This is a genomic window from Kitasatospora nipponensis, from assembly GCF_039528135.1.
Taxonomy (GTDB): domain Bacteria; phylum Actinomycetota; class Actinomycetes; order Streptomycetales; family Streptomycetaceae; genus Kitasatospora; species Kitasatospora nipponensis.
In genome coordinates this window covers 26,218-46,785 of record NZ_BAAALF010000011.1, presented here as the reverse complement: position 1 = coordinate 46,785, position 20,568 = coordinate 26,218, and the positions used below count along the sequence as shown (strand labels likewise).

At 72.1% G+C, this 20,568-nt stretch carries 20 protein-coding genes; 19 read left to right on the top strand and 1 reads right to left on the bottom strand.

What is annotated here, in order from left to right; all coding sequences use genetic code 11:
• Positions 1–18: 18 nt before the first annotated feature.
• Positions 19–552, top strand: coding sequence for a GNAT family N-acetyltransferase (locus ABD323_RS05730; protein WP_344439919.1), 534 nt, complete (start codon positions 19–21; stop codon positions 550–552).
• Positions 553–606: 54 nt separating this feature from the next.
• On the opposite strand, the gene ABD323_RS05725 is transcribed toward ABD323_RS05730, so the two are convergent.
• Positions 607–1,140 carry a hypothetical protein gene (locus tag ABD323_RS05725; protein WP_344439917.1) on the bottom strand — a complete coding sequence of 178 codons (534 nt, stop codon included), beginning with the start codon at positions 1,138–1,140 and terminating at the stop codon, positions 607–609.
• 68 nt (positions 1,141–1,208) lie between these two features.
• Between ABD323_RS05725 and ABD323_RS05720 the strand changes: the two genes are divergently transcribed.
• The 18 genes from ABD323_RS05720 (at position 1,209) to ABD323_RS05635 (ending at position 20,563) form a co-directional block, all read left to right on the top strand.
• Positions 1,209–1,811, top strand: a complete 603-nt coding sequence (locus tag ABD323_RS05720) for a hypothetical protein (protein ID WP_344439915.1) — start codon at positions 1,209–1,211, stop codon at positions 1,809–1,811.
• 188 nt (positions 1,812–1,999) lie between these two features.
• Positions 2,000–3,457: a rifampin monooxygenase gene (rox, locus tag ABD323_RS05715; RefSeq protein WP_344439913.1), complete on the top strand. Its 1,458-nt coding sequence runs from the start codon at positions 2,000–2,002 to the stop codon at positions 3,455–3,457.
• A gap of 205 nt (positions 3,458–3,662) precedes the next feature.
• On the top strand, positions 3,663–5,180 hold the full coding sequence (locus tag ABD323_RS05710; protein WP_344439911.1) for an FMN-binding glutamate synthase family protein: 1,518 nt from the start codon (positions 3,663–3,665) through the stop codon (positions 5,178–5,180).
• 62 nt (positions 5,181–5,242) lie between these two features.
• On the top strand, positions 5,243–6,460 hold the full coding sequence (locus tag ABD323_RS05705; protein WP_344439908.1) for a HEAT repeat domain-containing protein: 1,218 nt from the start codon (positions 5,243–5,245) through the stop codon (positions 6,458–6,460).
• A gap of 219 nt (positions 6,461–6,679) precedes the next feature.
• Entirely contained in the window at positions 6,680–7,057 is a 378-nt protein-coding gene (locus tag ABD323_RS05700) for a hypothetical protein (protein WP_344439906.1), read from the top strand.
• Positions 7,058–7,204: 147 nt separating this feature from the next.
• Complete coding sequence (locus ABD323_RS05695; protein WP_344439904.1) at positions 7,205–7,942, top strand: hypothetical protein; 738 nt, start codon at positions 7,205–7,207, stop codon at positions 7,940–7,942.
• 92 nt (positions 7,943–8,034) lie between these two features.
• Positions 8,035–9,225 carry a barstar family protein gene (locus ABD323_RS05690; protein ID WP_344439902.1) on the top strand — a complete coding sequence of 397 codons (1,191 nt, stop codon included), beginning with the start codon at positions 8,035–8,037 and terminating at the stop codon, positions 9,223–9,225.
• A gap of 32 nt (positions 9,226–9,257) precedes the next feature.
• Complete coding sequence (locus ABD323_RS05685) at positions 9,258–9,902, top strand: DUF6193 family natural product biosynthesis protein (RefSeq protein WP_344439900.1); 645 nt, start codon at positions 9,258–9,260, stop codon at positions 9,900–9,902.
• A 170-nt stretch (positions 9,903–10,072) separates the two neighbouring features.
• Entirely contained in the window at positions 10,073–11,101 is a 1,029-nt protein-coding gene (argC, locus tag ABD323_RS05680; RefSeq protein WP_344439898.1) for an N-acetyl-gamma-glutamyl-phosphate reductase, read from the top strand.
• A gap of 62 nt (positions 11,102–11,163) precedes the next feature.
• Positions 11,164–12,318 carry a bifunctional glutamate N-acetyltransferase/amino-acid acetyltransferase ArgJ gene (gene argJ / locus ABD323_RS05675; protein WP_344440016.1) on the top strand — a complete coding sequence of 385 codons (1,155 nt, stop codon included), beginning with the start codon at positions 11,164–11,166 and terminating at the stop codon, positions 12,316–12,318.
• A 19-nt stretch (positions 12,319–12,337) separates the two neighbouring features.
• A complete protein-coding gene (argB, locus tag ABD323_RS05670; protein ID WP_344439896.1) occupies positions 12,338–13,270 on the top strand; it encodes an acetylglutamate kinase in 933 nt (310 codons plus the stop codon).
• Positions 13,267–14,568 carry an acetylornithine transaminase gene (locus tag ABD323_RS05665; RefSeq protein ID WP_344439895.1) on the top strand — a complete coding sequence of 434 codons (1,302 nt, stop codon included), beginning with the start codon at positions 13,267–13,269 and terminating at the stop codon, positions 14,566–14,568. Before argB ends, ABD323_RS05665 begins: the two co-directional genes overlap by 4 nt.
• 18 nt (positions 14,569–14,586) lie before the next feature.
• Positions 14,587–15,138, top strand: coding sequence for an arginine repressor (locus ABD323_RS05660; protein ID WP_344439894.1), 552 nt, complete (start codon positions 14,587–14,589; stop codon positions 15,136–15,138).
• Between the two features lie 215 nt (positions 15,139–15,353).
• Positions 15,354–15,557: a ferredoxin gene (locus ABD323_RS05655; protein WP_344439892.1), complete on the top strand. Its 204-nt coding sequence runs from the start codon at positions 15,354–15,356 to the stop codon at positions 15,555–15,557.
• On the top strand, positions 15,554–16,765 hold the full coding sequence (locus ABD323_RS05650) for a cytochrome P450 (RefSeq protein WP_344439890.1): 1,212 nt from the start codon (positions 15,554–15,556) through the stop codon (positions 16,763–16,765). The genes ABD323_RS05655 and ABD323_RS05650 overlap by 4 nt, the downstream gene beginning before the upstream one ends.
• 201 nt (positions 16,766–16,966) lie before the next feature.
• A complete protein-coding gene (locus tag ABD323_RS05645) occupies positions 16,967–18,160 on the top strand; it encodes an argininosuccinate synthase (RefSeq protein ID WP_344439888.1) in 1,194 nt (397 codons plus the stop codon).
• Positions 18,161–18,259: 99 nt separating this feature from the next.
• Positions 18,260–19,684, top strand: a complete 1,425-nt coding sequence (gene argH, locus ABD323_RS05640; protein WP_344439886.1) for an argininosuccinate lyase — start codon at positions 18,260–18,262, stop codon at positions 19,682–19,684.
• Between the two features lie 378 nt (positions 19,685–20,062).
• Positions 20,063–20,563 (top strand): GNAT family N-acetyltransferase, encoded by a 501-nt coding sequence (locus ABD323_RS05635; RefSeq protein WP_344439884.1) that lies wholly within the window; start codon positions 20,063–20,065, stop codon positions 20,561–20,563.
• Positions 20,564–20,568 lie beyond the last annotated feature (5 nt).

Below are 20,568 nucleotides of genomic sequence, written 5' to 3'. Positions count from 1 at the left end.
GAACGCGATCATGGCGGGATGACCGATCACCCGTCCCCCGCGCCGCCGACCGTGCTGCGGCTCGCCCGGTACACGAGGACCGAGCAGAACGGCATCCTCGGCGACGGCGCCGACCCCTTCGGCGTCGCGGACACCGGCCTGACCTGGCTCCCCAAGGAGCACCACTTCGGCGTCACCCGGCAGGGCCGCCTGGTGGCCCACGCCGGCCTGCTCAGGCTGCCGCTGTCGATCGGCGGAGCCGCCACCGAGGCGGTGGGCGTCGGGGGAGTGGCCGTCGCGGCCGACCAGCGCGGCCAGGGGCTGGCCCGGCTGGTCGTGGCCGCGGCCCTCGACCACGCCCGCACGATGGGGCCGCGCTACGGACTGCTCTTCTGCCGGCCGCCACTGGTCCCCCTCTACGGGCGGCTCGGCTGGCACCCCATCGACGAGGACGTGCACGTCGAGCAGCCCATCGGCCCCACGCTCATGCCGCTGCGCACCCTGTGGACGCCCCTGCACCCCGGCGCGGCCTGGCCCCCCGGGCCGGTCCGCCTGCACTCGCTCCCGATGTGAGCGCGGGCCCCGCCCCCGTCGCCGCTCCCGTCGCCGCCCCCGTCGTCGTCGGGCTCAGTCGTCGGCGGCGACCAGCAGGGTGAGCACGCCCGCGGGGCGGTCGATGAGGACCAGCTCGTGGAACTCCATGTGGATGGGGCCGTAGTCGTGGTGCGCGTCCTCGGGGAGCTCCCCGAGCTCGTAGCGACTGGTCGCCCGGTGGATCGGCGTGAAGACCGCTTCGTGCAGCCGCTGGTCGAGTTCGGCCGGGAGGGCGATGCCGTCGACGGGAGCGGCCCAGGAGCGGATCACGCCGGTCGCGGTGGCGTCGTCGACGGCCAGGTAGCTGTCCGGGGTGATGCGGTCCGACCACCACTGGCCGTGGCGCGGCTCGAGCCAGACGCCGGCGCCGTCGTAGGTGTCGCGGAACTCCGGATGGGCGATCAGGGCGGTCAGCAGGGCCCGGTCGTCCCGCGGCGCGCCGGCCGGCAGGTGGAAGCGCTTCAGGTGGACCCACCGGCAGGCGTCCCCGAGCCCGTCGGGGAAGGCGAACGTCACGAAGTTGACGAAGGGGCTGTCCCAGTGGGTCAGCGCGGGGGTCGACGGCATGCCGATCAGCATCGACCACCGCACCGAGGGGACGAAATCGCCGCAGCCCCGGTCGTATGCTCCGCAGCATGCCACAGTCCGAAGAGGCGGCCGGGTCGGCCATGACGATGCTGACCGAGGTGCTCCACCGTGCCGGCGTCACCGCGGAGTTCGGGCCCTGCCCGGCCGCCGACCTGCGGACGGCGGCCCGGGACCTGCCGCTGTCGCCGGAACTGGTGAACCTCTACGCGACGTTCGGGCCACTCGACCCGGTCCACATCCCCGCCCCGCTCGGGGGCATCACCCTCGTGCCCGCCCGGGACCTGGTGTCCCGCCAGTCCTGTTACCGCTGGCACGGCACCGGCGGGCACCGGCTGGAGGGGTGGCCGGACGCGTGGGTGGTCATCACCGACCACTCGGGAGATCCGTTCATCGCCGACACCGCGGCGCCGGGCACCCGGGTCGGCATCGCCGTCCACGGCACGGGCTCATGGCGGCCGTTCTGGGTCGCCCCCACGCCGGCGGACTTCCTGGTGCTGCTCGCCTGCCTCACCCAGGCCTATGCCGTGGAGCATCTTGGCCGCTCCGGTGAGGCCGAGGGTGACGACGACGAAAGCTGGCCGCCCGGCTCGCCGTCCTCCTGGCCGACCATGCGCCGGGAGTCGATGCCGCGGCATTCCTGCACTACCTGAGCCAGTAGGGCCGAGGCAAAAGCAGAGGCAAGGAGGTCATCCACTCCTTGCCACTCTCAACGTATAGCGCACCAGGGGGCTTGCGACAAGGCCCGGTCGATGTCCCAGAATGGTCGGCCACGGCCTGGTCCCGCGGAATTGCCGGATGCACGAAGGCCGTTATCCGATCCCGTTGAATGGGTGTTCTGATGATTGACGTGATCGTGGTCGGCGCCGGACCGACCGGCCTGATGCTGGCCGGTGAGTTGCGGCTGGCCGGCGTGCACGTGGTGGTGCTCGAGAAGTTGACCGAGCCGACTTCGCAGTCCCGCGGGCGCGGTCTGCATGCGCGCAGCGTCGAAATGCTGGACCAGCGCGGCCTGCTGGAGCGGTTTCTCGCGGTCGGTGAGAAGTTCCAGGCCGGCGGTCTCTTCGGCGGCATCGTCAAGCCGTGGCCGGACCGGCTGGACACGGCCCACCCGTACGGCCTCGCCATCTCGCAGCCGGCCACCGAGCGGCTGCTCGAGGAGCACGCCGTCGAACTCGGCGTCGAGATCCGGCGCGGCTGCGACGTGGTCGCCCTGACCCAGGACGGGGACGGCGCCGGGGACGAGGCGGGCGTTTGCGTCGAGCTGGCGGACGGCCGGCGGCTGCGCTCGCGCTACCTCGTCGGGTGCGACGGCGGCCGCAGTACGGTGCGCAAGCTGCTCGGCGTGGGCTTTCCCGGCGAGCCCGCCAGGGTCGAGACGCTGCTCGGCGACCTGGAGCTGGCCGAGGACCCGGCGACCGTGGCCGCCGTCGTCGAGGAGGTCCGCCGGACCCACCTGCGCTTCGGCGCCATCCCCGAGGGCGACGGGGTGTACCGCGTGATCGTGCCCGCCGACGGCGTGGCCGAGGACCGCACGACCGGGCCCACCCTCGAGGAGTTCAGGCAGCGGCTGCGGGACGTCGCCGGCACCGACTTCGGCGCGCACTCGCCGCGTTGGCTCTCCCGGTTCGGCGACGCCACCCGCCAGGTGGAGCACTACCGGGTCGGCCGGGTGCTGCTGGCCGGGGACGCGGCGCACATCCATCCGCCGACCGGCGGGCAGGGGCTCAACCTCGGCGTGCAGGACGCCTTCAACCTCGGTTGGAAGCTGGCCGCGGCGGTCAACGGCTGGGCGCCGCAGGGGCTGCTGGACAGCTACCACGCCGAACGGCACCCGGTGGGCGCCCGCGTGCTGGACAACACCCGCGCGCAGATCACCCTGCTGGGGACCGACCCGGGCGCGGTCGCGCTGCGTGAACTCTTCTCGAAACTGATGGACTTCGAGGAGGTGAACCGCCACGTGACCGGGATGATCACCGCGGTCGAGGTCCGCTACGACCTCGGCGAGGGCCACGACCTGCTCGGCCGGCGGCTGCGGGACGTGCGGCTGCAGCAGGGCCGCCTCTACGAGCTGATGCACGGCGGCCGCGGCCTGCTGCTCGACCGCACCGGCCGCCTCTCGGTCGCCGGCTGGACCGACCGCGTCGACCACGTCGTCGACCTCGGCGACCACGGCGACGAACTGGACGTCCCCGCCGTGCTGCTGCGACCGGACGGCCACGTGGCCTGGGTCGGCGAGGACCAGCAGGACCTCCTCACCCGACTGCCCCGCTGGTTCGGCGCCGCGACCGCCCGCTGACCACGGCCGGGTCCGGAGGCAGGGGCCCCGACCACGGTCGGGGCCCCTGGCCGCGGGCCCCTCCGCACGGCCTCCTACTATCGATTCGCATTCTCCTTCGTCGGACGCTGATGCCCGCCTGGTCGTGTGCCCGCCGTCCAACGCCCCACACGACACCACGCCTCCGCCGCAGGGCGCCGCAGGCGCGCACCGAGGAGGAACCCTCATGAACGGCCGGAGGATCGGCGCGGCCGCCGCGACAGCGGTGGCGCTCCTGGCTGCCCGCGACCTCATCCAGAAGAAGCACGCGCTGCTGCGCAACTTCCCGGTGGTCGGGCACGCCCGGTACCTGCTGGAGACCATCGGGCCGGAGCTGCGGCAGTACATCGTGACCTCCAACGAGGAGGAGCGCCCGTTCAGTCGTGACCAGCGCAGCTGGATCTACGCCTCCGCGAAGGAGGAGAACAACTACTTCGGGTTCGGCACCGACGTCGACGTCGAGCACGTGCAGGGGCACGCCTACCTCAAGCAGCGCACCTTCGCCGGCGCCCTGCCCGACGCGCACGACCCGCAGGCCCCGCTGCCCTCGGCCAAGGTGCTGGGCGGGCCGCGCGGGCGCGCCAAGGCCTTCCGGCCCGCGAGCGTGGTGAACATCTCCGCGATGAGCTTCGGATCGCTCTCCGGCGCGGCCATCACGGCGCTCAACAAGGGCGCGGCGCTGGCGGGCACGATGCACAACACGGGTGAGGGCGGGCTCTCGCCGCACCACCGCAACGGCGGTGACCTCGTCCTGCAGATCGGCACGGCGTACTTCGGCTGCCGCAACGAGGACGGCAGCTTCAACCTCGCCAAGCTCAAGGAGGCCGTCGCCGGCGCCCCGGTCAGGGCGATAGAGATCAAGCTCTCGCAGGGCGCCAAGCCGGGGCTGGGCGGCATGCTCCCGGGCGCCAAGGTGACCCCGGAGATCGCGGCGATCCGCGGCATCCCGGCCGGCAAGGACTGCGCCTCCCCCTCGCGGCACACCGCCTTCCACGACGTCGACTCGATGCTCGACTTCGTCGAACTGCTCGCCACCGAGACCGGTCTGCCGGTCGGGATCAAGAGCGCGGTGGGCGAGCTGGGCTTCTGGCAGGAGCTGGCCACGCTGATGGCGCGCGGCGACCGCGGCGTCGACTTCGTGACCGTCGACGGCGGCGAGGGCGGCACCGGCGCGGCGCCGCTGATCTTCACCGACTCGGTGTCGCTGCCCTTCCGGATGGGCTTCTCCCGGGTTTACGGCACCTTCGCCGAGCAGGGACTGACCGACGACCTGACCTTCATCGGCTCCGGCAAGCTCGGCCTGCCCGAGAACGCGGCGGTCGCCTTCGCCCTGGGCGCCGACATGGTCAACGTGGCCCGCGAGGCGATGCTCTCCATCGGCTGCATCCAGGCGCAGAAGTGCCACACCGACAAGTGCCCCACCGGCATCGCCACCCAGAACCCGTGGCTGTCCCGCGGCCTGGACCCGACCTCCAAGTCCACCCGGGCCGCCGTCTACCTGCGCACCCTGCGCAAGGAGCTGATCAAGGTCTCGGGCGCCCTCGGCGTCGCCCACCCGGCCCTCATCACCGCCGACGACATCGAGATCATGAACGGCGACTACGAGGCCCGCACCCTGGCCGCCGTCTACGGCTACAAGGACGGCTGGGGCCAGCTCGGCCCGCACCTCAGCAAGGAGCTCACGGCCCTGCTCACCACCAAGTGACGTCCGCGGGCCCGTCGCGCCGTGCGACGGGCCCCACCGAAGGTGAACGGGGAGGCACGACGGTGGAACCACTCACAGCCGCGGTACGGGACGGGGACGTGCAGGCGGTGGACACCCTGCTGCGGGCAGGCGCCGACCCCGACACCGTCGACGAGCACGGCACTCCCGTCCTGTGCCTGGCGGTGGAGGCCTTCGACCTCCCGATGGTGGAGACCCTCCTCAGCGCGTACGCGAGCCCGGACCGCGCCGACGCCCTCGGCCGCACCCCGCTGCTGCGCGCGATCGAGCTGGGCGCCGGCGACCTCACGAGCATGATGGTCGGCCGTGGCGCCCACCTGTGGATCAAGGACGCCGAAGGGCGCGACGCCCTGGCCTTGGCCAGGCACTGGCACGGGACGGACGTCGTGGCCGAGTTGGGCCGCAGGAGCGGTGGGCGGGGTCCGGTCGACCGCCGTGCCGTCCGGTCCGATTCCGGGTCCCTGTGCGAGCAACTCTCCCTGGGCGGCCTGACGGTCAGGACCGGGCACGCGGCGATACTCACCGGACTGGAGAGGTCGTACGGCATCGCGACGCCCTTCGACGACCTGCTCTCCCGCGCGCTGGCCGAGCCCGACGTCGACCACGACGTGTGGTGGGCGACGACCGACACCCTCTCCGGGCGACGCACCCCCGCCACCTGGGACGCGGCCGCCGCCCTGCGCGAGCGGCCCGACCCGTTGGAGCGCTACTTCGGCGCGATGGTCCTGCGGTTGATGGCTCTCTTCGACGAGAGTGACGACGCGCCGTTCGAGGGGCCACTCGTCGACCTCTTCCTGCCCTGGGTGGCGAGCGAGCCGGACCCCCGCGTCGCCTGGTGGCTCACCGCCGGACTGGCCGACACCCCGGACCCGCGGTGCGACGGGCCGCTCACCACCCTCACCCGGCACATCGACGCCACGGTCCGGCACGCGGCACTCTCGGGGCTGCACCGCACGATCCAACGGGGCGACCGCGAGGCCCTGTCCGCAGCCGTGGCACGCACCGAGGACGCGGACGTGGCGGTCCGCCAGCAAGCCTGCCGCACCCTCGGCTCCGCGCCCACCCACGATCAGGACGCCACCGCCGCCCTCGCCGCCTGCCTCACCGATCCGGCCGAGGAGGTACGGGTGGAGGCCGCCGCACGGCTCGCGCTCCGCGACGACCCGCGGGGGGACGAGATCCTGGACGGCGTCCCTTTCGCCGACTGGAGCTCCCCCTATGACGGGCTGCTCTACGAGGTGTTCCGGCACCGTCAGCCATAGTCGTGAGCATTCCGGAAGTGCATGCACAACTGACGGGCGCGCGCGAGGGCATGCTGATCTTGGCTCCCGGGAAGAACGGAGTCGTACCTGGATCCAGTGACCCGGCCGACCTCCGGCAGGCTCTGGCTGCCGCTCGCGTCCCGGGAAGAGAGAACACGCATGGGTGTCCCAATGCCGAGCCGCGGGGACTACGCGACTGATTTCGACTACGACCAGGCGATGACCGAGTACTACAACCGCCTGAACGACGATGACTCGAAGACTCCGCCGCCCAATGTGACGTCTATTCCCGACCCCCCGCCGGGAGTTGACCTGGATTCCCCGAGATCCGGCCGGTCGCCGTACATTTCCAAGGGCCTGTTGATATCGGTTCCGTTCGCGGTGCTGATGGCCTTCGGCCTGCGGAACGGAAGTCACCTGCTCCCCCTCTGGGTTCGGGGCGTGGCCGGCCTCATGGTCGCCGGGCTCGGCTCACCCAGGATTCGCGGGTGGATCGGCAGCGCGATCGCCATGGTCATCGCCGTGGTGTTCATCGCCTTGTTCGTCGAGATCATCCTGGTGCTGACACACAGCCACATCCCCTGGCTGGGGAGCTGAAACCCCACCCCCGTTCCACGGCAGCCCCCTCGCCCCCTGCGGACACCTGGCGAGCAAGGCCGTAATGGGCGCCGAGGCTTACCCCGTGTCACCGGCCGGCCTTGCATCGCGTGGACGGTCTGCCCGGCCGGGGTGGATGATCCGGTCATGCCGACCGAAGAAGAGCTCGATGCCATGGAGCTGCGCATCGCGGCCGCGTCCACGGGTCCGTGGGTTCCCGTGCTGGAGACGCGCGGTGCGACCGGCGGGGCGAGCCGGATCCAGATCGCCCCGGCCACGGCGGTGGAGGACGATGAGATCCATCTCAGCCGGTTCACCGACGGAGAACGGGTCCAGGTCGGTCCGGACCTGCAACTGGACGCCGATCTCGACTTCGTCGCTTCCGCGCGACAGGACATGCCCCGCCTGATCGCCGAGGTGAGGCGACTGCGTGCCCTGCTGGAAGGGGACAGCGAACGGCGGCAGGTGGCTTTCGTGGCGCTCCGCGAGCTCGGGCGAAGCCACGACTACCGCGACCGGGCGGATGCCGGTCGCGGCCTCGCGGCCTTCGCCGACCTGCAGGAGGCCTCCGGGCCACTGCTGGAGCTCTTGCTCGACCCGGGGGACACCTTCGTCACCCGAGTGACCGCGGAAGCCGTGCTGCGACGAAAGGACAGGGTCGGACTGACGATAGTCGCCTCCGCGTTGGCAGTCGCCGACCCGAATCACAGCGACTGGATCCACACCGCAATCCTCGACGTGTTCGGCATCTTCTCCGAGGACCGGGACAACGCGATGCAGCTGTGCGAGGAGATGTCGCGGAACACGGACAACCGCGTTGCCCGCGGGGCCCGTCGGCTGCACGAAATCCTGGACGACATCGATCCCGTTCTCCGCCCCGCATAGCTCCGCACTTCGGGATGGGGGCTTCGGAGGGCTTCGGCGTCAGCGAGCCGTAGGGTTGGCGCGCCAAGACAGTCTGCTGGCAGGGGAGACGCGTGCGGTCCGGGGAACATGCGGGGTGGGAGCGGGACTTCCCGGTCCGGTATCTCCTGGTGCGGGAGGACAGCGATGGTGAGGAGGGCGTGCTGTGGGGGCGGTGCGCGGAGGTCGAGGGCCTGTTCATGGACCCGCCTCCGCTGCCGCGAGAGGTCCTGACGCTGCGCGGCTGCCCGCGCGAGAGCCTGCTGGTCCAGGCGGTGGTGGCCGGCGCCGAACCGGTGCGGCTGCTGGGGGACGGAATGCTCTCGATCGAGCCTGTGGATCCCTCGAACGACGGGCCGGCCCGCTTCTGGGACCTGGAGGACACGGCTGTCCTGGCCCAGTGGCCCACACCGGGCGATCCCGGGTGCGTGGACATCGTCGTGGGCACCGGTGTCAGGGAGGACGACTTCTGGGGCGGCAAGCAGCTGCCTTCGAGTCCGCGGTTCGACCTGTGGTTCCCCGCGATCCGGGGGGACAGCCCTTCGGGTGGCTGTCGTTCCATTGACAGCCTCTTCACCCCGCGTCCGCAGCGACCCACCCAACCCGTGCGCCTGATCGGCTGCGAACCCGCCGAGCCGCTTCTGGCCCTGCTGTGCCGTCCCCTTCCACAGAAGGGCGATTCGATCGCGCTCCGGCCCCTCGACCACCACGGCCGGACGATGACCCGGTACCGCCTCGACGTGCACATCGTCGAGGCACGCCCGTCCGTCCTCGGCGGGGCCCTGATCGACGTCACCATCACCGACCCCGGCGACGACCGCCCCACCCTGGCCGCCCGCGCAGTCTGGGAGATCTGGTCCGATGGTGTTCCCACGCGGCCCAACCAGTGGGCACAGTTCGACAGCGAGGGCCGGTCCGAGTGGCTGGACCTCACCCGCTGCGGCCCGTACGGGCTGCAAGGCCTCTCCGGCGGGACGTACCACCTGGACGGACAGCACGTGACCGACCGGAGCGGCTTGCTCCTGGCGCTCGGCGAAGCCCTGCTCGGCCCTGGCGCCAACTACGGCATATGTCTGGACTCGGTGGCGGACTGCCTGTGCGGCGGGTTCTCCGTCGTCCCCCCGTTCACCCTCGTCTGGCACCACGCCGCCATCGCCCGCCACGCCCTCGCCGGGCATGTTCTGGCCCACCGCGGCAGCCTGTCCTACTTCGAGGAGACCGTGAACCTCCTGCGCGAGCACGGCGTCACCGTCGTGCTCCAGTGAGGGAGGCGACGGACAATCCCGGACCCCTTGAAGTGGAGCAGGGCTCCAGCAGTCCGAACGTCGAGCGGCAACGTGATGCCGGCCAGGCACTGGTGGACCAGAAGTACGCCTCGACGTCCTCCGGCGTCCAGTCCCACGGGTATGTCGCGGTGAACCGTGCGAACCGCCGCGCCAGGCTCAGCCGGTCATCGATCGTCCTCTTCGCCGGCAGCCGGCTCCGCAGCGCGGGGATGATGGTCACCGTGGATACGACATCACCGGACCAGCGGGCCCTGGTCGAAGCGGGTTGGCAGAAGGTCCGCGACGACGGGCGGGTCCGTCCGGACCTGCTCGAAGCGGCCTACGCCGAACCCCGCCTGCGCCAGTTGTTCCCCTGGACGGGGATGGGAGAGCTGCACTTCAGCCGCTGCACGGAATGGCAGTGGGCATGGGACGTTCCGTACATCCAGCCCGCGTCGGAAGGCGAGTACTGGGTCGCCGGCCCCCTGCGCAGCGAGTCGGTGAGTCCGGCCCGGACGGCACTGGAGGCCGTCGCGATGGTCGTCGACCGACTCCCTCCCCACTGCAGACCTGCCCTCGTCGGAACCCCGGAGGAACTCGCCGCCCACGACGCGGCGATCCTGCGCGCGAACCGCGCGAACCGTGAGACCCCGGGCCCCGATCGCTCGACGAGCTGATCTCGGTTCCACTCCTCGTGACCCACTTCCAACGATCGCGTCCCGGCGCGCGGGCTCGCCCAGGTGACCGTGCTCAGCTCGCCAACGGAAGCGCTCACTCCCGGGCGGCGGACCTTGCATGAATGTTCCGTGTTGCGTATATTCATGCCAAGTCCTAGGAGGGAACTGTCATGGCATTGCGAGTCGCCGTCGCCGGAGCCAGCGGATACGCGGGTGGCGAGGTGCTGCGTCTGCTGCTCGGCCACCCGGAGGTGGAGATCGGGGCGCTGACCGGCGGGTCGAACGCCGGGACCAGGCTCGGGGAGCTGCAGCCGCACCTGCCGGCGCTGGCCGACCGGGTGCTGGAGCCGACGACCGCGCAGACACTCGCGGGGCACGACATCGTCTTCCTGGGGCTGCCGCACGGGCAGTCGGCCGCGGTGGCCGAGGAGCTGGGCGAGGACGTCCTGGTGATCGACTGCGGGGCCGACTTCCGGCTCCGGGAGGCGGCGGACTGGGAGCGGTTCTACGGCTCCGCGCACGCCGGGACCTGGCCGTACGGGCTGCCGGAGCTGCCGGGGAACCGGGCCGCGCTCAAGGGGAGCCGACGGATCGCGGTGCCGGGCTGCTACCCGACCGCCGTCTCGCTGGCGCTCTTCCCGGCGTACGCGGCCGGCTTCGCCGAGCCGGAGGCGGTGATCGTGGCTGCCAGCGGGACCTCGGGGGCCGGCAAGGCGGCCAAGACCAACCTGCTGGGCAGCGAGGTGATGGGCTCGGTCACCCCGTACGGGGTCGGCGGGGTGCACCGGCACACGCCGGAGATGTCGCAGAACCTGGGCGCGGTGGCGGGGGAGCCGGTGACGATCTCCTTCACGCCGACCCTGGTGCCGATGTCCCGGGGCATCCTGGCGACCTGCACCGCCAAGGCCAGGCCGGGCGTCACGGCGGCCGGCCTGCGCGCCGCCTACACCCGGGCGTTCGCCGACGAGCCGTTCGTCCACCTGCTGCCCGAGGGTCTGTGGCCGCAGACCAAGTCGGTGTACGGCGCCAACACCGCCCTCGTCCAGGTCGCCCTGGACGAGCACGCCGGGCGGATCATCGCGATCAGCGCGATCGACAACCTCGTCAAGGGCACCGCCGGCGGCGCGGTGCAGAGCATGAACATCGCCCTCGGCCTGCCCGAGGAGCTGGGCCTTCCCGTGAACGGAGTCGCACCGTGACCACCCCCCAGAACAGCGGCGAGGCCACCCCTCACCACGGCGGCGAGAGCGCGGCGCAGGGCATCGGCGTCACCGCGGCGCGCGGCTTCCGCGCGGCCGGGGTGACGGCCGGCATCAAGGCCTCCGGCACCCCGGACCTCGCCCTGGTCGTCAACGACGGCCCGTCCTTCGCGGCGGCCGGTGTCTTCACCTCCAACCGGGTCAAGGCCGCTCCGGTGCTCTGGTCCCAGCAGGTGCTGAAGGACGGCCGGTTGGCCGCCGTCATCCTCAACTCCGGTGGCGCAAACGCCTGCACCGGCCCGGCCGGCTTCCAGGACACGCACGCCACCGCGGAGCGGGTCGGCGCCGAACTGGGCGTCGGGGCGGGCGAGGTGGCGGTCTGCTCGACCGGCCTGATCGGTGAGCGGCTGCCGATGGACCTGCTGCTGCCGGGCGTGGAGCTGGCGGTCAAGGAGCTCACCGGGCACGGCGGCGAGGCGGCCGCGATCGCCATCAAGACCACCGACACCGTGCACAAGACCGCGGTGGTGCGCAGCCCGGCGGGCTGGACCGTCGGCGGGATGGCCAAGGGCGCGGGGATGCTCGCGCCGGGCCTGGCCACCATGCTGGTGGTGCTCACCACCGACGCCCGGGTGCCGGCCCCGGAGCTGGACGCGGTGCTGCGCGCCGCCACCCGCACCACCTTCGACCGGGTCGACTCCGACGGCTGCATGTCCACCAACGACACGGTGCTGCTGCTGGCCTCCGGTGCGAGTGGCGTGACGCCGCAGGGCGAGGAGTTCGCCGCCGCAGTCGAGCGGGTCTGCGCCGAACTGGCCCGGCAGCTGATCGGCGACGCGGAGGGGGCGAGCAAGGACATCCGGATCGACGTGACCGACGCCGCCACCGAGGACGAGGCCGTCGAGGTGGCCCGCACCATCGCCCGCAACAACCTGCTCAAGTGCGCCCTGCACGGCGAGGACCCCAACTGGGGCCGGGTGCTGGCCGCGATCGGCACCACCGCGGCCGCCTTCGACCCGGACCGCCTGGACGTGGCGATCAACGGCGTCTGGGTCTGCCGGGGCGGCGCGGTCGGCGAGGACCGCTCGCTGGTCGACATGACGGGACGTCAGATCACCATCACCGCACGGCTGAACGCGGGTGGGGCCGGGGCCACGGTGTGGACCAACGACCTGACCGCCGACTACGTCCACGAGAACAGCGCCTACTCCACCTGATCCCCGGGGGACAGAGACCGTGCAGATCGCACCCAAGGGCGAACAGGCCCGCAACAACACCGCGTTGCCCAAGGCGCTCACCCTGATCGAGGCGCTGCCGTGGCTGGAGCGCTTCCACGGCAAGACCGTGGTGATCAAGTTCGGCGGCAACGCCATGGTCGACGAGGAGCTCAAGGCCGCCTTCGCGCAGGACGTGGTCTTCCTGCGCTACGCGGGCCTGCACCCGGTGGTCGTGCACGGCGGCGGCCCGCAGATCAGCGCGCAGTTGGAGAAGCTGGGGCTGGAGTCCTCGTTCACCAACGGGCTGCGGGTGACCACCCCGGAGACCATGGACGTGGTCCGGATGGTGCTGGCCGGTCAGGTGCAGCGCGAGCTGGTCGGCCTGCTCAACGCGCACGGGCCGTTCGCGGTCGGCATGACCGGCGAGGACGCGCACACCATGACCGCGGTCAAGCGCTACGCGGTGGTGGACGGCGAGCAGGTGGACATCGGGCTGGTCGGCGACATCGTCAACATCGAGGCGGGCGCGGTGAAGGCGCTGCTCGCGGACGGCCGGATCCCGGTCATCTCCTCGATCGCCCGCGGGACCGACGGCCACGTCTACAACATCAACGCGGACACCGCCGCCGCCGCGCTCGCCGCCGCGCTGGGCGCCGAGATGCTGGTGGTGCTCACCGACGTCGAGGGCCTGTACGCCAACTGGCCGGAGTCCGACGACGTGATCAGCCAGCTGTCCGCCTCCGAGTTGGAGGCCATACTGCCGACGCTGGCCAGCGGGATGCTGCCCAAGATGGAGGGTTGCCTGAAGGCGGTCCGCTCGGGCGTGGGCACCGCGCGCGTGCTGGACGGACGGGTGCCGCACAGCCTGCTGCTGGAGATCTTCACCGACGAGGGGATCGGCACCATGGTGGTGCCGGACGACGAGAGCACCGTACTGGGGGGACTGGCATGACCGGGCACGACAGCACCGACGCGAGCGGCGGCAACGCCACCGGCGCCGAGGGCACCGACGCCACCAGCGCCGACGGCACCGCCAACACCGCGCTGACGGACCGCTACGAGCACGCGTTCACGCACAACTACGGCACCCCGCGCCTGCCCCTGGTGCGCGGCGAGGGCGCCCGGCTCTGGGACGCGGACGGCACCACCTACCTCGACCTGGTCGGCGGCATCGCCGTCAACGCGCTGGGCACCGCGCACCCGGCGATCGTCGCGGCGGTCACCGAGCAGATCGGCCGGCTCGGCCACGTCTCGAACCTCTTCACCGCCGAGCCCACCATCGCGCTCGCCGAGCGGCTGCTGGCCCTGGACGACCGGCCGGGCCGGGTCTTCTTCTGCAACTCCGGCGCCGAGGCCAACGAGGCGGCCTTCAAGATCAGCCGGCTGACCGGCCGCACCCACCTGGTGGCGCTGGAAGGCGCCTTCCACGGCCGGACCATGGGCGCGCTCGCGCTGACCGGACAGCCCGGCAAGCAGGAGCCGTTCCGCCCGCTGCCCGGTGACGTCACCCACGTCCCGTTCGGCGACGTCGAGGCGCTGCGGGCGGCCGTCACCACCGCGACCGCCGCACTCGTGCTGGAGCCGATCCAGGGCGAGAACGGCGCGGTCCCGCTGCCGGCCGGCTACCTGCGGGCGGCGCGCGAGATCACCCGGGCCACCGGCACGCTGCTGGTACTGGACGAGATCCAGACCGGCATCGGCCGCACCGGCCACTGGCTGGCCCACCAGGCGGAGGAGGGCGTCGAGCCGGACGTCGTCACGCTGGCCAAGGGCCTGGGCGGCGGCCTGCCGATCGGCGCGGTGATCGCCTACGGCGAGGCGGCCGAACTGCTGCGGCCCGGCCAGCACGGCACCACCTTCGGCGGCAACCCGGTGGTGGCCGCGGCGGCGCTGGCGGTGCTGGACACCATCGAGGCGCAGGGACTGCTGGGCCAGGTGCAGAAGGTCGGCGACCGGCTGCGCCACGGCGTCGAGGCGCTCGGCGACCCGCTGGTGGCGCACGTGCGGGGTGCCGGCCTGCTGCTGGGGATCGTGCTCACCGCCCCGGTCGCCGCCCGGGTCCAGGCGGCGGCCCAGCGGGCCGGTTTCCTGGTCAACGCGGCCGTGCCGGACGCGGTGCGGCTGGTCCCGCCGCTGATCCTCACCGAGGAGCAGGCGGACGAGTTCCTGGCCGCGCTGCCCGGCATCCTGGACGAGGTCCGCGCCGAGCTCACCTCGCCGGACGCCCCGGCCGAGCAGGGCCGAGGGTAGTCCGGGAGAATCATCATCATGACCGTGCCCCCTCATCTCCAGCCCGCCGGGCCGACGCCGCAGGTTCCGCAGACCCGCACCGCGCGCCACCGCCGGATCGTGGACCTGCTGACCCGTCAGCCCGTGCGCTCGCAGAGCCAGTTGGCCAAGCTGTTGGCCGACGACGGGCTGGTGGTCACCCAGGCCACGCTCTCCCGGGACCTGGACGAGCTGGGGGCGGTCAAGATCCGCAACCGGGACGGCGCGCTGATCTACGCGGTGCCCGCCGAGGGCGGCGACCGCACCCCGCGCGCCCCGATGGGGGAGTCGGCCAGCGAGGGGCGGATGGCGCGTCTCGCCGGCGAACTGATGGTCTCGGCGACCGCCTCGGGCAACCTGGTGGTGCTGCGCACCCCGCCCGGCGCGGCCCAGTTCCTGGCCTCGGCGATCGACACGGCCGAGGTCTACGAGATCATCGGCACCATCGCGGGCGACGACACCGTGCTGCTGATCAGCCGCGACCCGGCCGGCGGGCAGGCGCTGGCGGACCACCTGATGCAGCTGGCCCAGGCCCGCAGCGACCGTCAGTAGCGACCGTCAGTAGGGACCGGCGGTAAGACGCTAGGGACCGTCGGCAAGACGCTCCCCGGCCGGGCGGCAGGGCGCCCAGGGACGCGAATCAGCCATTCTGCGATGGCCCCCGGCCCGCTCTTCGTGTGCATCACAACTCCGGGCTAGGTTGGCATCACGGAACGTTGGTTGCCTCGGGCAACCGGCCCACCCTTCGCCCCCATCGAGGTCCCGCCATGCACGTGACTGTCGACCAGGACCGCTGCTGCAGCTCAGGCCAGTGTGTGCTGACCGCTCCCGCGGTCTTCGACCAGAGCGAGGAGGACGGGCTCGTCCTGCTGCTCCAGGACCGGCCCGCCCCCGCCCTCTTCCCCCAGCTGCGGACCGCCGCCGCGCTCTGCCCCGGCGGCGCGATCACCGTGCGGGAGGTGTCGGCATGAGCATCGTCGACGCCCCGTTCAGCCTGCCGGCCCCCCGCGAGGGCTGCCCCTTCGACCCGCCGCCCGGCTACCGCGAGCCCGCGCCGGCCAGCCGCGTCAGCCTCTGGGACGGCACGCCCTGCTGGCTGCTGACGGCCTACCAGGACGTGCGGACCGCCCTGACCGACCGCCGGTTCAGCGCCGACGCCCGCCACCCCGGCTTCCCCTTCCTCTCCCCGGGCCGGCGCGAACTGGTCACCGACAAGCCGAGCTTCCTGCGGCTCGACGATCCGGAGCACTCCCGGCTGCGCAGGATGCTCACCACCGACTTCCTGATCAAGCGGGTCGACGCGATGCGCCCGCAGATCCAGCGGATCGTCGACGAGCGGCTGGACGCCATGCTGGCGCTCGGCTCGCCGGTCGACCTGGTGGCCGAACTGGCGCTGCCGGTGCCCTCGTTGGTGATCTGCGACCTGCTCGGCGTGCCGTACGCCGACCACGACTTCTTCCAGGAGCAGAGCCGGCGCCTGCTCGACAACGCGGCCAGCGCCGACAGCGTGCGCCAGGCGCTGGACCGGCTCACCGGCTACCTGAGGGAGCTGGCCACCGCCAAGCGCGAGCGGTTCGCCGGTGCGGGGGAGGAGCTCGCCGAGGCCGACGGGATCCTGGCCAAGCTGGCCGTGCGCGAGGACCTGACGGTGGCGGAGGTCGCCTCCAACGGCCTGCTGCTCCTGCTCGCCGGCCACGAGACCACCGCGAACATGACCTCGCTCTCCACCCTCGCGCTGCTGCGCAACCCCGAGCAGGCCGAGCGGCTGCGGGCGGACCCCACGCTGGTGCGCGGCGCGGTGGAGGAGCTGCTGCGCTACCTCACCATCGTGCACACCGGCCTGCCGCGGGTGGCGCTGGAGGACGTCGAGCTCGGCGGGGTGGCGATCGCGGCCGGCGAGGGCGTGCTCTGCATGCTCGCCACCGCCAACCGGGACGAGGAACTCTTCGCCGACGGCAGCGCGTTGGACGTCGAGCGGGACGCCCGCCGGCACCTGGCCTTCGGCTTCGGCGTGCACCAGTGCCTGGGGCAGCCGCTGGCCCGGGCCGAGCTGCAGATCATCCTGGAGACGCTGCTGCGCCGGCTGCCGGCGCTGCGGCTGGCGATCCCCTTCGAGGAGGTCGACTTCCGTACCGACGCGCTGATCTACGGGATCCGTGAGCTGCCGGTGGCCTGGTAGCCGGCGCGGCGACCCGCCGCCGATCAGCGCGGCGACCGGCCCCCGACCGGCCCCCCCATCGGCTCCCGGCCACCTGGTGGTCGGTCGGGGGCCGGTCGGACTTGGAGTTTCATGCAGAGTCGTGCATACTTATGCCTATCAGCGCATGAGACACCACTGCGTGAGACATCAGCGCGTGGGCCACCGAAGAAGGAGCAAGCCGTGACCGAGCGCGTCGTACTCGCCTACTCGGGCGGTCTGGACACGTCCGTCTGCATCGGCTGGATCGCCGAGGAGACCGGCGCCGAGGTCATCGCCGTCGCGGTCGACGTCGGCCAGGGCGGCGAGGACCTGGACGCCATCCGCCAGCGCGCCCTGGACTGCGGTGCGGTCGAGGCCGAGGTGGCCGACGCCCGCCAGGAGTTCGCCGACGAGTACTGCCTGCCGGCGCTGAAGGCCAACGCCCTGTACCAGGGCCAGTACCCGCTGGTCTCGGCGCTCTCGCGGCCGGCCATCGTCAAGCACCTGGTGGCCGCCGCGCAGAAGCACGGCGCGAGCACCGTGGCGCACGGCTGCACCGGCAAGGGCAACGACCAGGTCCGCTTCGAGGTGGGCATCCAGTCGCTGGCCCCCTCGCTCAAGTGCATCGCCCCGGTGCGCGACTACGCGATGACCCGGGACAAGGCGATCGCCTTCGCCGAGGCCAAGAACCTGCCGATCGTCACCACCAAGAAGAACCCGTACTCCATCGACCAGAACGTCTTCGGGCGGGCGGTGGAGACCGGGTTCCTCGAGGACATCTGGAACGCGCCGATCGAGGACGTCTACGAGTACACCCAGAACCCGGCCACCCCCCGCGAGGCCGACGAGGTCGTCATCACCTTCGAGGCCGGCGTGCCGGTCGCGATCGACGGCCGCAAGGTGAGCGTCCTGCAGGCGATCGAGGAGCTCAACAAGCGGGCGGGCGCGCAGGGCGTGGGCCGGCTCGACATGGTCGAGGACCGGCTGGTCGGCATCAAGTCCCGTGAGATCTACGAGGCGCCGGGCGCGATCGCGCTGATCACCGCGCACCAGGCGCTGGAGAACGTCACGGTCGAGCGCGAACTGGCCCGCTACAAGCGGCAGGTGGAGCAGCGCTGGGCCGAACTGGTCTACGACGGCCTGTGGTTCTCGCCGCTCAAGCGCGCGCTGGACGGCTTCATCAACGAGGCCAACCAGCACGTGACCGGCGAGATCCGGATGGTCCTGCACGGTGGTCGGGCGGTGGTCAACGGCCGCAAGTCGGACCAGTCGCTGTACGACTTCAACCTCGCCACCTACGACACCGGCGACACCTTCGACCAGTCGATGTCCAAGGGCTTCATCGAGATCTTCGGCCTCTCCTCGAAGATCGCGGCCCGGCGCGACCAGGGCTGAGCCCACCCCGCCGCCCCACCACCGCGCCACCCGGGTCCCGGCCGTCTCCCGCGGCCGGGACCCGTCCCCTCCCCCCGACCCCAGCAAGGAGCCCACGCGATGCCCGCCGACCAGAACGCCGACGTCCGCCTCTGGGGCGCGCGCTTCGCCGACGGCCCCTCCGAGGCACTGGCCAAGCTCTCCGCCTCGGTCCACTTCGACTGGCGCCTCGCCCCCTACGACATCGCCGGCTCCCGGGCGCACGCCCGCGTCCTGCACCGGGCCGGCCTGCTGTCGGACGACGAACTCGCTGCCATGCTGGCCGGGTTGGAGCAGCTGCTGGCCGATGTCCGCAGCGGCGTGCTGACCGGCACGATCGCCGACGAGGACGTCCACACGGCGCTGGAGCGCGGGCTGCTGGAGCGGCTGGGCGCGGAGCTCGGCGGCAAGCTGCGGGCCGGCCGCTCGCGCAACGACCAGATCGCCACGCTCTTCCGGATGTACCTGCGGGACCACGGGCGGATCATCGGCGCGCTGATCCTGGACCTCCAGGAGGCGCTGGTGGGCCTGGCCGAGGCGCACCCGGACACCGCGATGCCCGGCCGCACCCACCTGCAGCACGCCCAGCCGGTGCTCTTCGCCCACCACGTCCTCGCGCACGTGCAGGCCCTCGGCCGGGACGCCGAGCGGCTGCGCCAGTGGGACACCCGCACCGCCGTCTCGCCGTACGGCTCCGGCGCGCTGGCCGGCTCCTCGCTGGGCCTGGACCCGGAGGCGGTCGCCGCCGAACTGGGCTTCGAGGGCGGCTCGGTCGGCAACTCCATCGACGGCACGGCCTCGCGCGACTTCGTCGCCGAGTTCGCCTTCGTGACCGCGATGATCGGCATCAACCTCTCCCGGATCGCGGAGGAGGTGATCATCTGGAACACCAAGGAGTTCGGCTTCATCACGCTGCACGACGCCTTCTCCACGGGTTCCTCGATCATGCCGCAGAAGAAGAACCCGGACATCGCCGAGCTGGCCCGCGGCAAGTCCGGGCGCCTGATCGGCAACCTCACCGGCCTGCTGGCCACCCTCAAGGCGCTCCCGCTGGCCTACAACCGGGACCTCCAGGAGGACAAGGAGCCGGTCTTCGATTCCTGCGACACGCTGGAGGTGCTGCTGCCCGCCTTCACCGGCATGATGGCCACCCTCACCGTGCACCGCGAGCGGCTGGAGGAGCTCGCCCCGGCGGGCTTCTCGCTGGCCACCGACATCGCCGAGTGGCTGGTCAAGCGCGGCGTGCCGTTCCGGGTCGCGCACGAGGTGGCCGGCGCCTGCGTGAAGGTCTGCGAGGGCCTGGGCATCGAGCTCGGGGACCTGACGGACGAGCAGTTCGCCGCGATCTCGACGCATCTGACACCGCAGGTGCGCGAGGTGCTCAGCGTGCACGGCGCGATCGGCTCGCGGGACGGGCGCGGCGGCACGGCGCCCAGCGCGGTCGCCGTCCAGCTGGCCGAGGTCAAGGCCGACCTGGCCGTCCAGCGGGAGTGGACCGAGCGGTAGCGGCAGCGTGACCGGTCACGGCACCGGTCACAGGGCTCCGGAACGGGGGCGCGGCAGCGAGTCTGCCGCGCCCCCGCCGTCGTCCCCGCCCGCGCACCGGGGCGCAGGGCCCGCCCGCTCGCGCGGTGCCGCGCCCGCGTCCGCGCCGCTTTGTTTGCACTGGGTCAGCCGAGTGATTTCTGCCACCTGTGACGGCCGGGGGGTTGAGAACAGCTGAAGGCTGGGTAGAGCGCTGGCGAACGTATCTCCGGTTCGGCTGATACGGTCGTGCGCTGTTCCCGGTCAGGGTCACCCCCTGCCGGGCCAACCTCCGGCAGGCCATCCGGTGCGGAACCCTCACCCTGCGCGCCGGGAATTGACGATGGGAGGCCCCCGCACATGGGCATGAGTGTGATCATCTCGGTGGCGACCGAGCAGGACACCGAACAGATCCTCAAACTCCAGTACCTCGCCTTCCAGGGCGAGGCCGAGCTCTACGGCGACTGGTCGATCGAGCCGCTGACCCAGTCCCTGGAGGACCTGCGCGAGGAGCTGGCCGACCGTCACGTGCTGGTCGCCCGGCTCGGCGGCGAGGTGGTCGGTTCGGTCCGCGGCTGGGTCGACGAGGACGGCGTCGGCCGGATAAGCCGCCTGGCGGTGCACCCGCGGATGCAGCGGCACGGCCTGGGCGGGCGCCTGATGAGCGCCGTCGAGGAGCGCATGCTGGCCGAGCGTCCGGTGCACGCCTTCCGGCTCTTCACCGGCCACCGCAGCCTGGGCAACCTGCGCCTCTACGCCCGCCAGGGCTACCGCGAGACCGAGGTCCGCCCGGTCAACCGGCTGCTCAGCCACGTCACGCTGGAGAAGCCCGTCCCGGTCGCGCTGGCGACCGCGGTCTGAGTCCC

What these genes read in the sequence shown, in the direction of transcription:
- ABD323_RS05720 (WP_344439915.1), top strand. Translation starts at nt 1,209, where the DNA reads ATGCCACAGTCCGAAGAGGCGGCCGGGTCGGCCATGACGATGCTGACC.
- argC (WP_344439898.1), top strand. Translation starts at nt 10,073, where the DNA reads ATGGCATTGCGAGTCGCCGTCGCCGGAGCCAGCGGATACGCGGGTGGC.
- ABD323_RS05660 (WP_344439894.1), top strand. Translation starts at nt 14,587, where the DNA reads ATGACCGTGCCCCCTCATCTCCAGCCCGCCGGGCCGACGCCGCAGGTT.
- ABD323_RS05665 (WP_344439895.1), top strand. Translation starts at nt 13,267, where the DNA reads ATGACCGGGCACGACAGCACCGACGCGAGCGGCGGCAACGCCACCGGC.
- ABD323_RS05695 (WP_344439904.1), top strand. Translation starts at nt 7,205, where the DNA reads ATGCCGACCGAAGAAGAGCTCGATGCCATGGAGCTGCGCATCGCGGCC.
- ABD323_RS05650 (WP_344439890.1), top strand. Translation starts at nt 15,554, where the DNA reads ATGAGCATCGTCGACGCCCCGTTCAGCCTGCCGGCCCCCCGCGAGGGC.
- argH (WP_344439886.1), top strand. Translation starts at nt 18,260, where the DNA reads ATGCCCGCCGACCAGAACGCCGACGTCCGCCTCTGGGGCGCGCGCTTC.
- ABD323_RS05710 (WP_344439911.1), top strand. Translation starts at nt 3,663, where the DNA reads ATGAACGGCCGGAGGATCGGCGCGGCCGCCGCGACAGCGGTGGCGCTC.
- ABD323_RS05700 (WP_344439906.1), top strand. Translation starts at nt 6,680, where the DNA reads ATGACCGAGTACTACAACCGCCTGAACGACGATGACTCGAAGACTCCG.
- ABD323_RS05655 (WP_344439892.1), top strand. Translation starts at nt 15,354, where the DNA reads ATGCACGTGACTGTCGACCAGGACCGCTGCTGCAGCTCAGGCCAGTGT.
- ABD323_RS05725 (WP_344439917.1), bottom strand. Translation starts at nt 1,140, where the DNA reads ATGCCGTCGACCCCCGCGCTGACCCACTGGGACAGCCCCTTCGTCAAC.
- ABD323_RS05635 (WP_344439884.1), top strand. Translation starts at nt 20,063, where the DNA reads ATGGGCATGAGTGTGATCATCTCGGTGGCGACCGAGCAGGACACCGAA.
- ABD323_RS05730 (WP_344439919.1), top strand. Translation starts at nt 19, where the DNA reads ATGACCGATCACCCGTCCCCCGCGCCGCCGACCGTGCTGCGGCTCGCC.
- rox (WP_344439913.1), top strand. Translation starts at nt 2,000, where the DNA reads ATGATTGACGTGATCGTGGTCGGCGCCGGACCGACCGGCCTGATGCTG.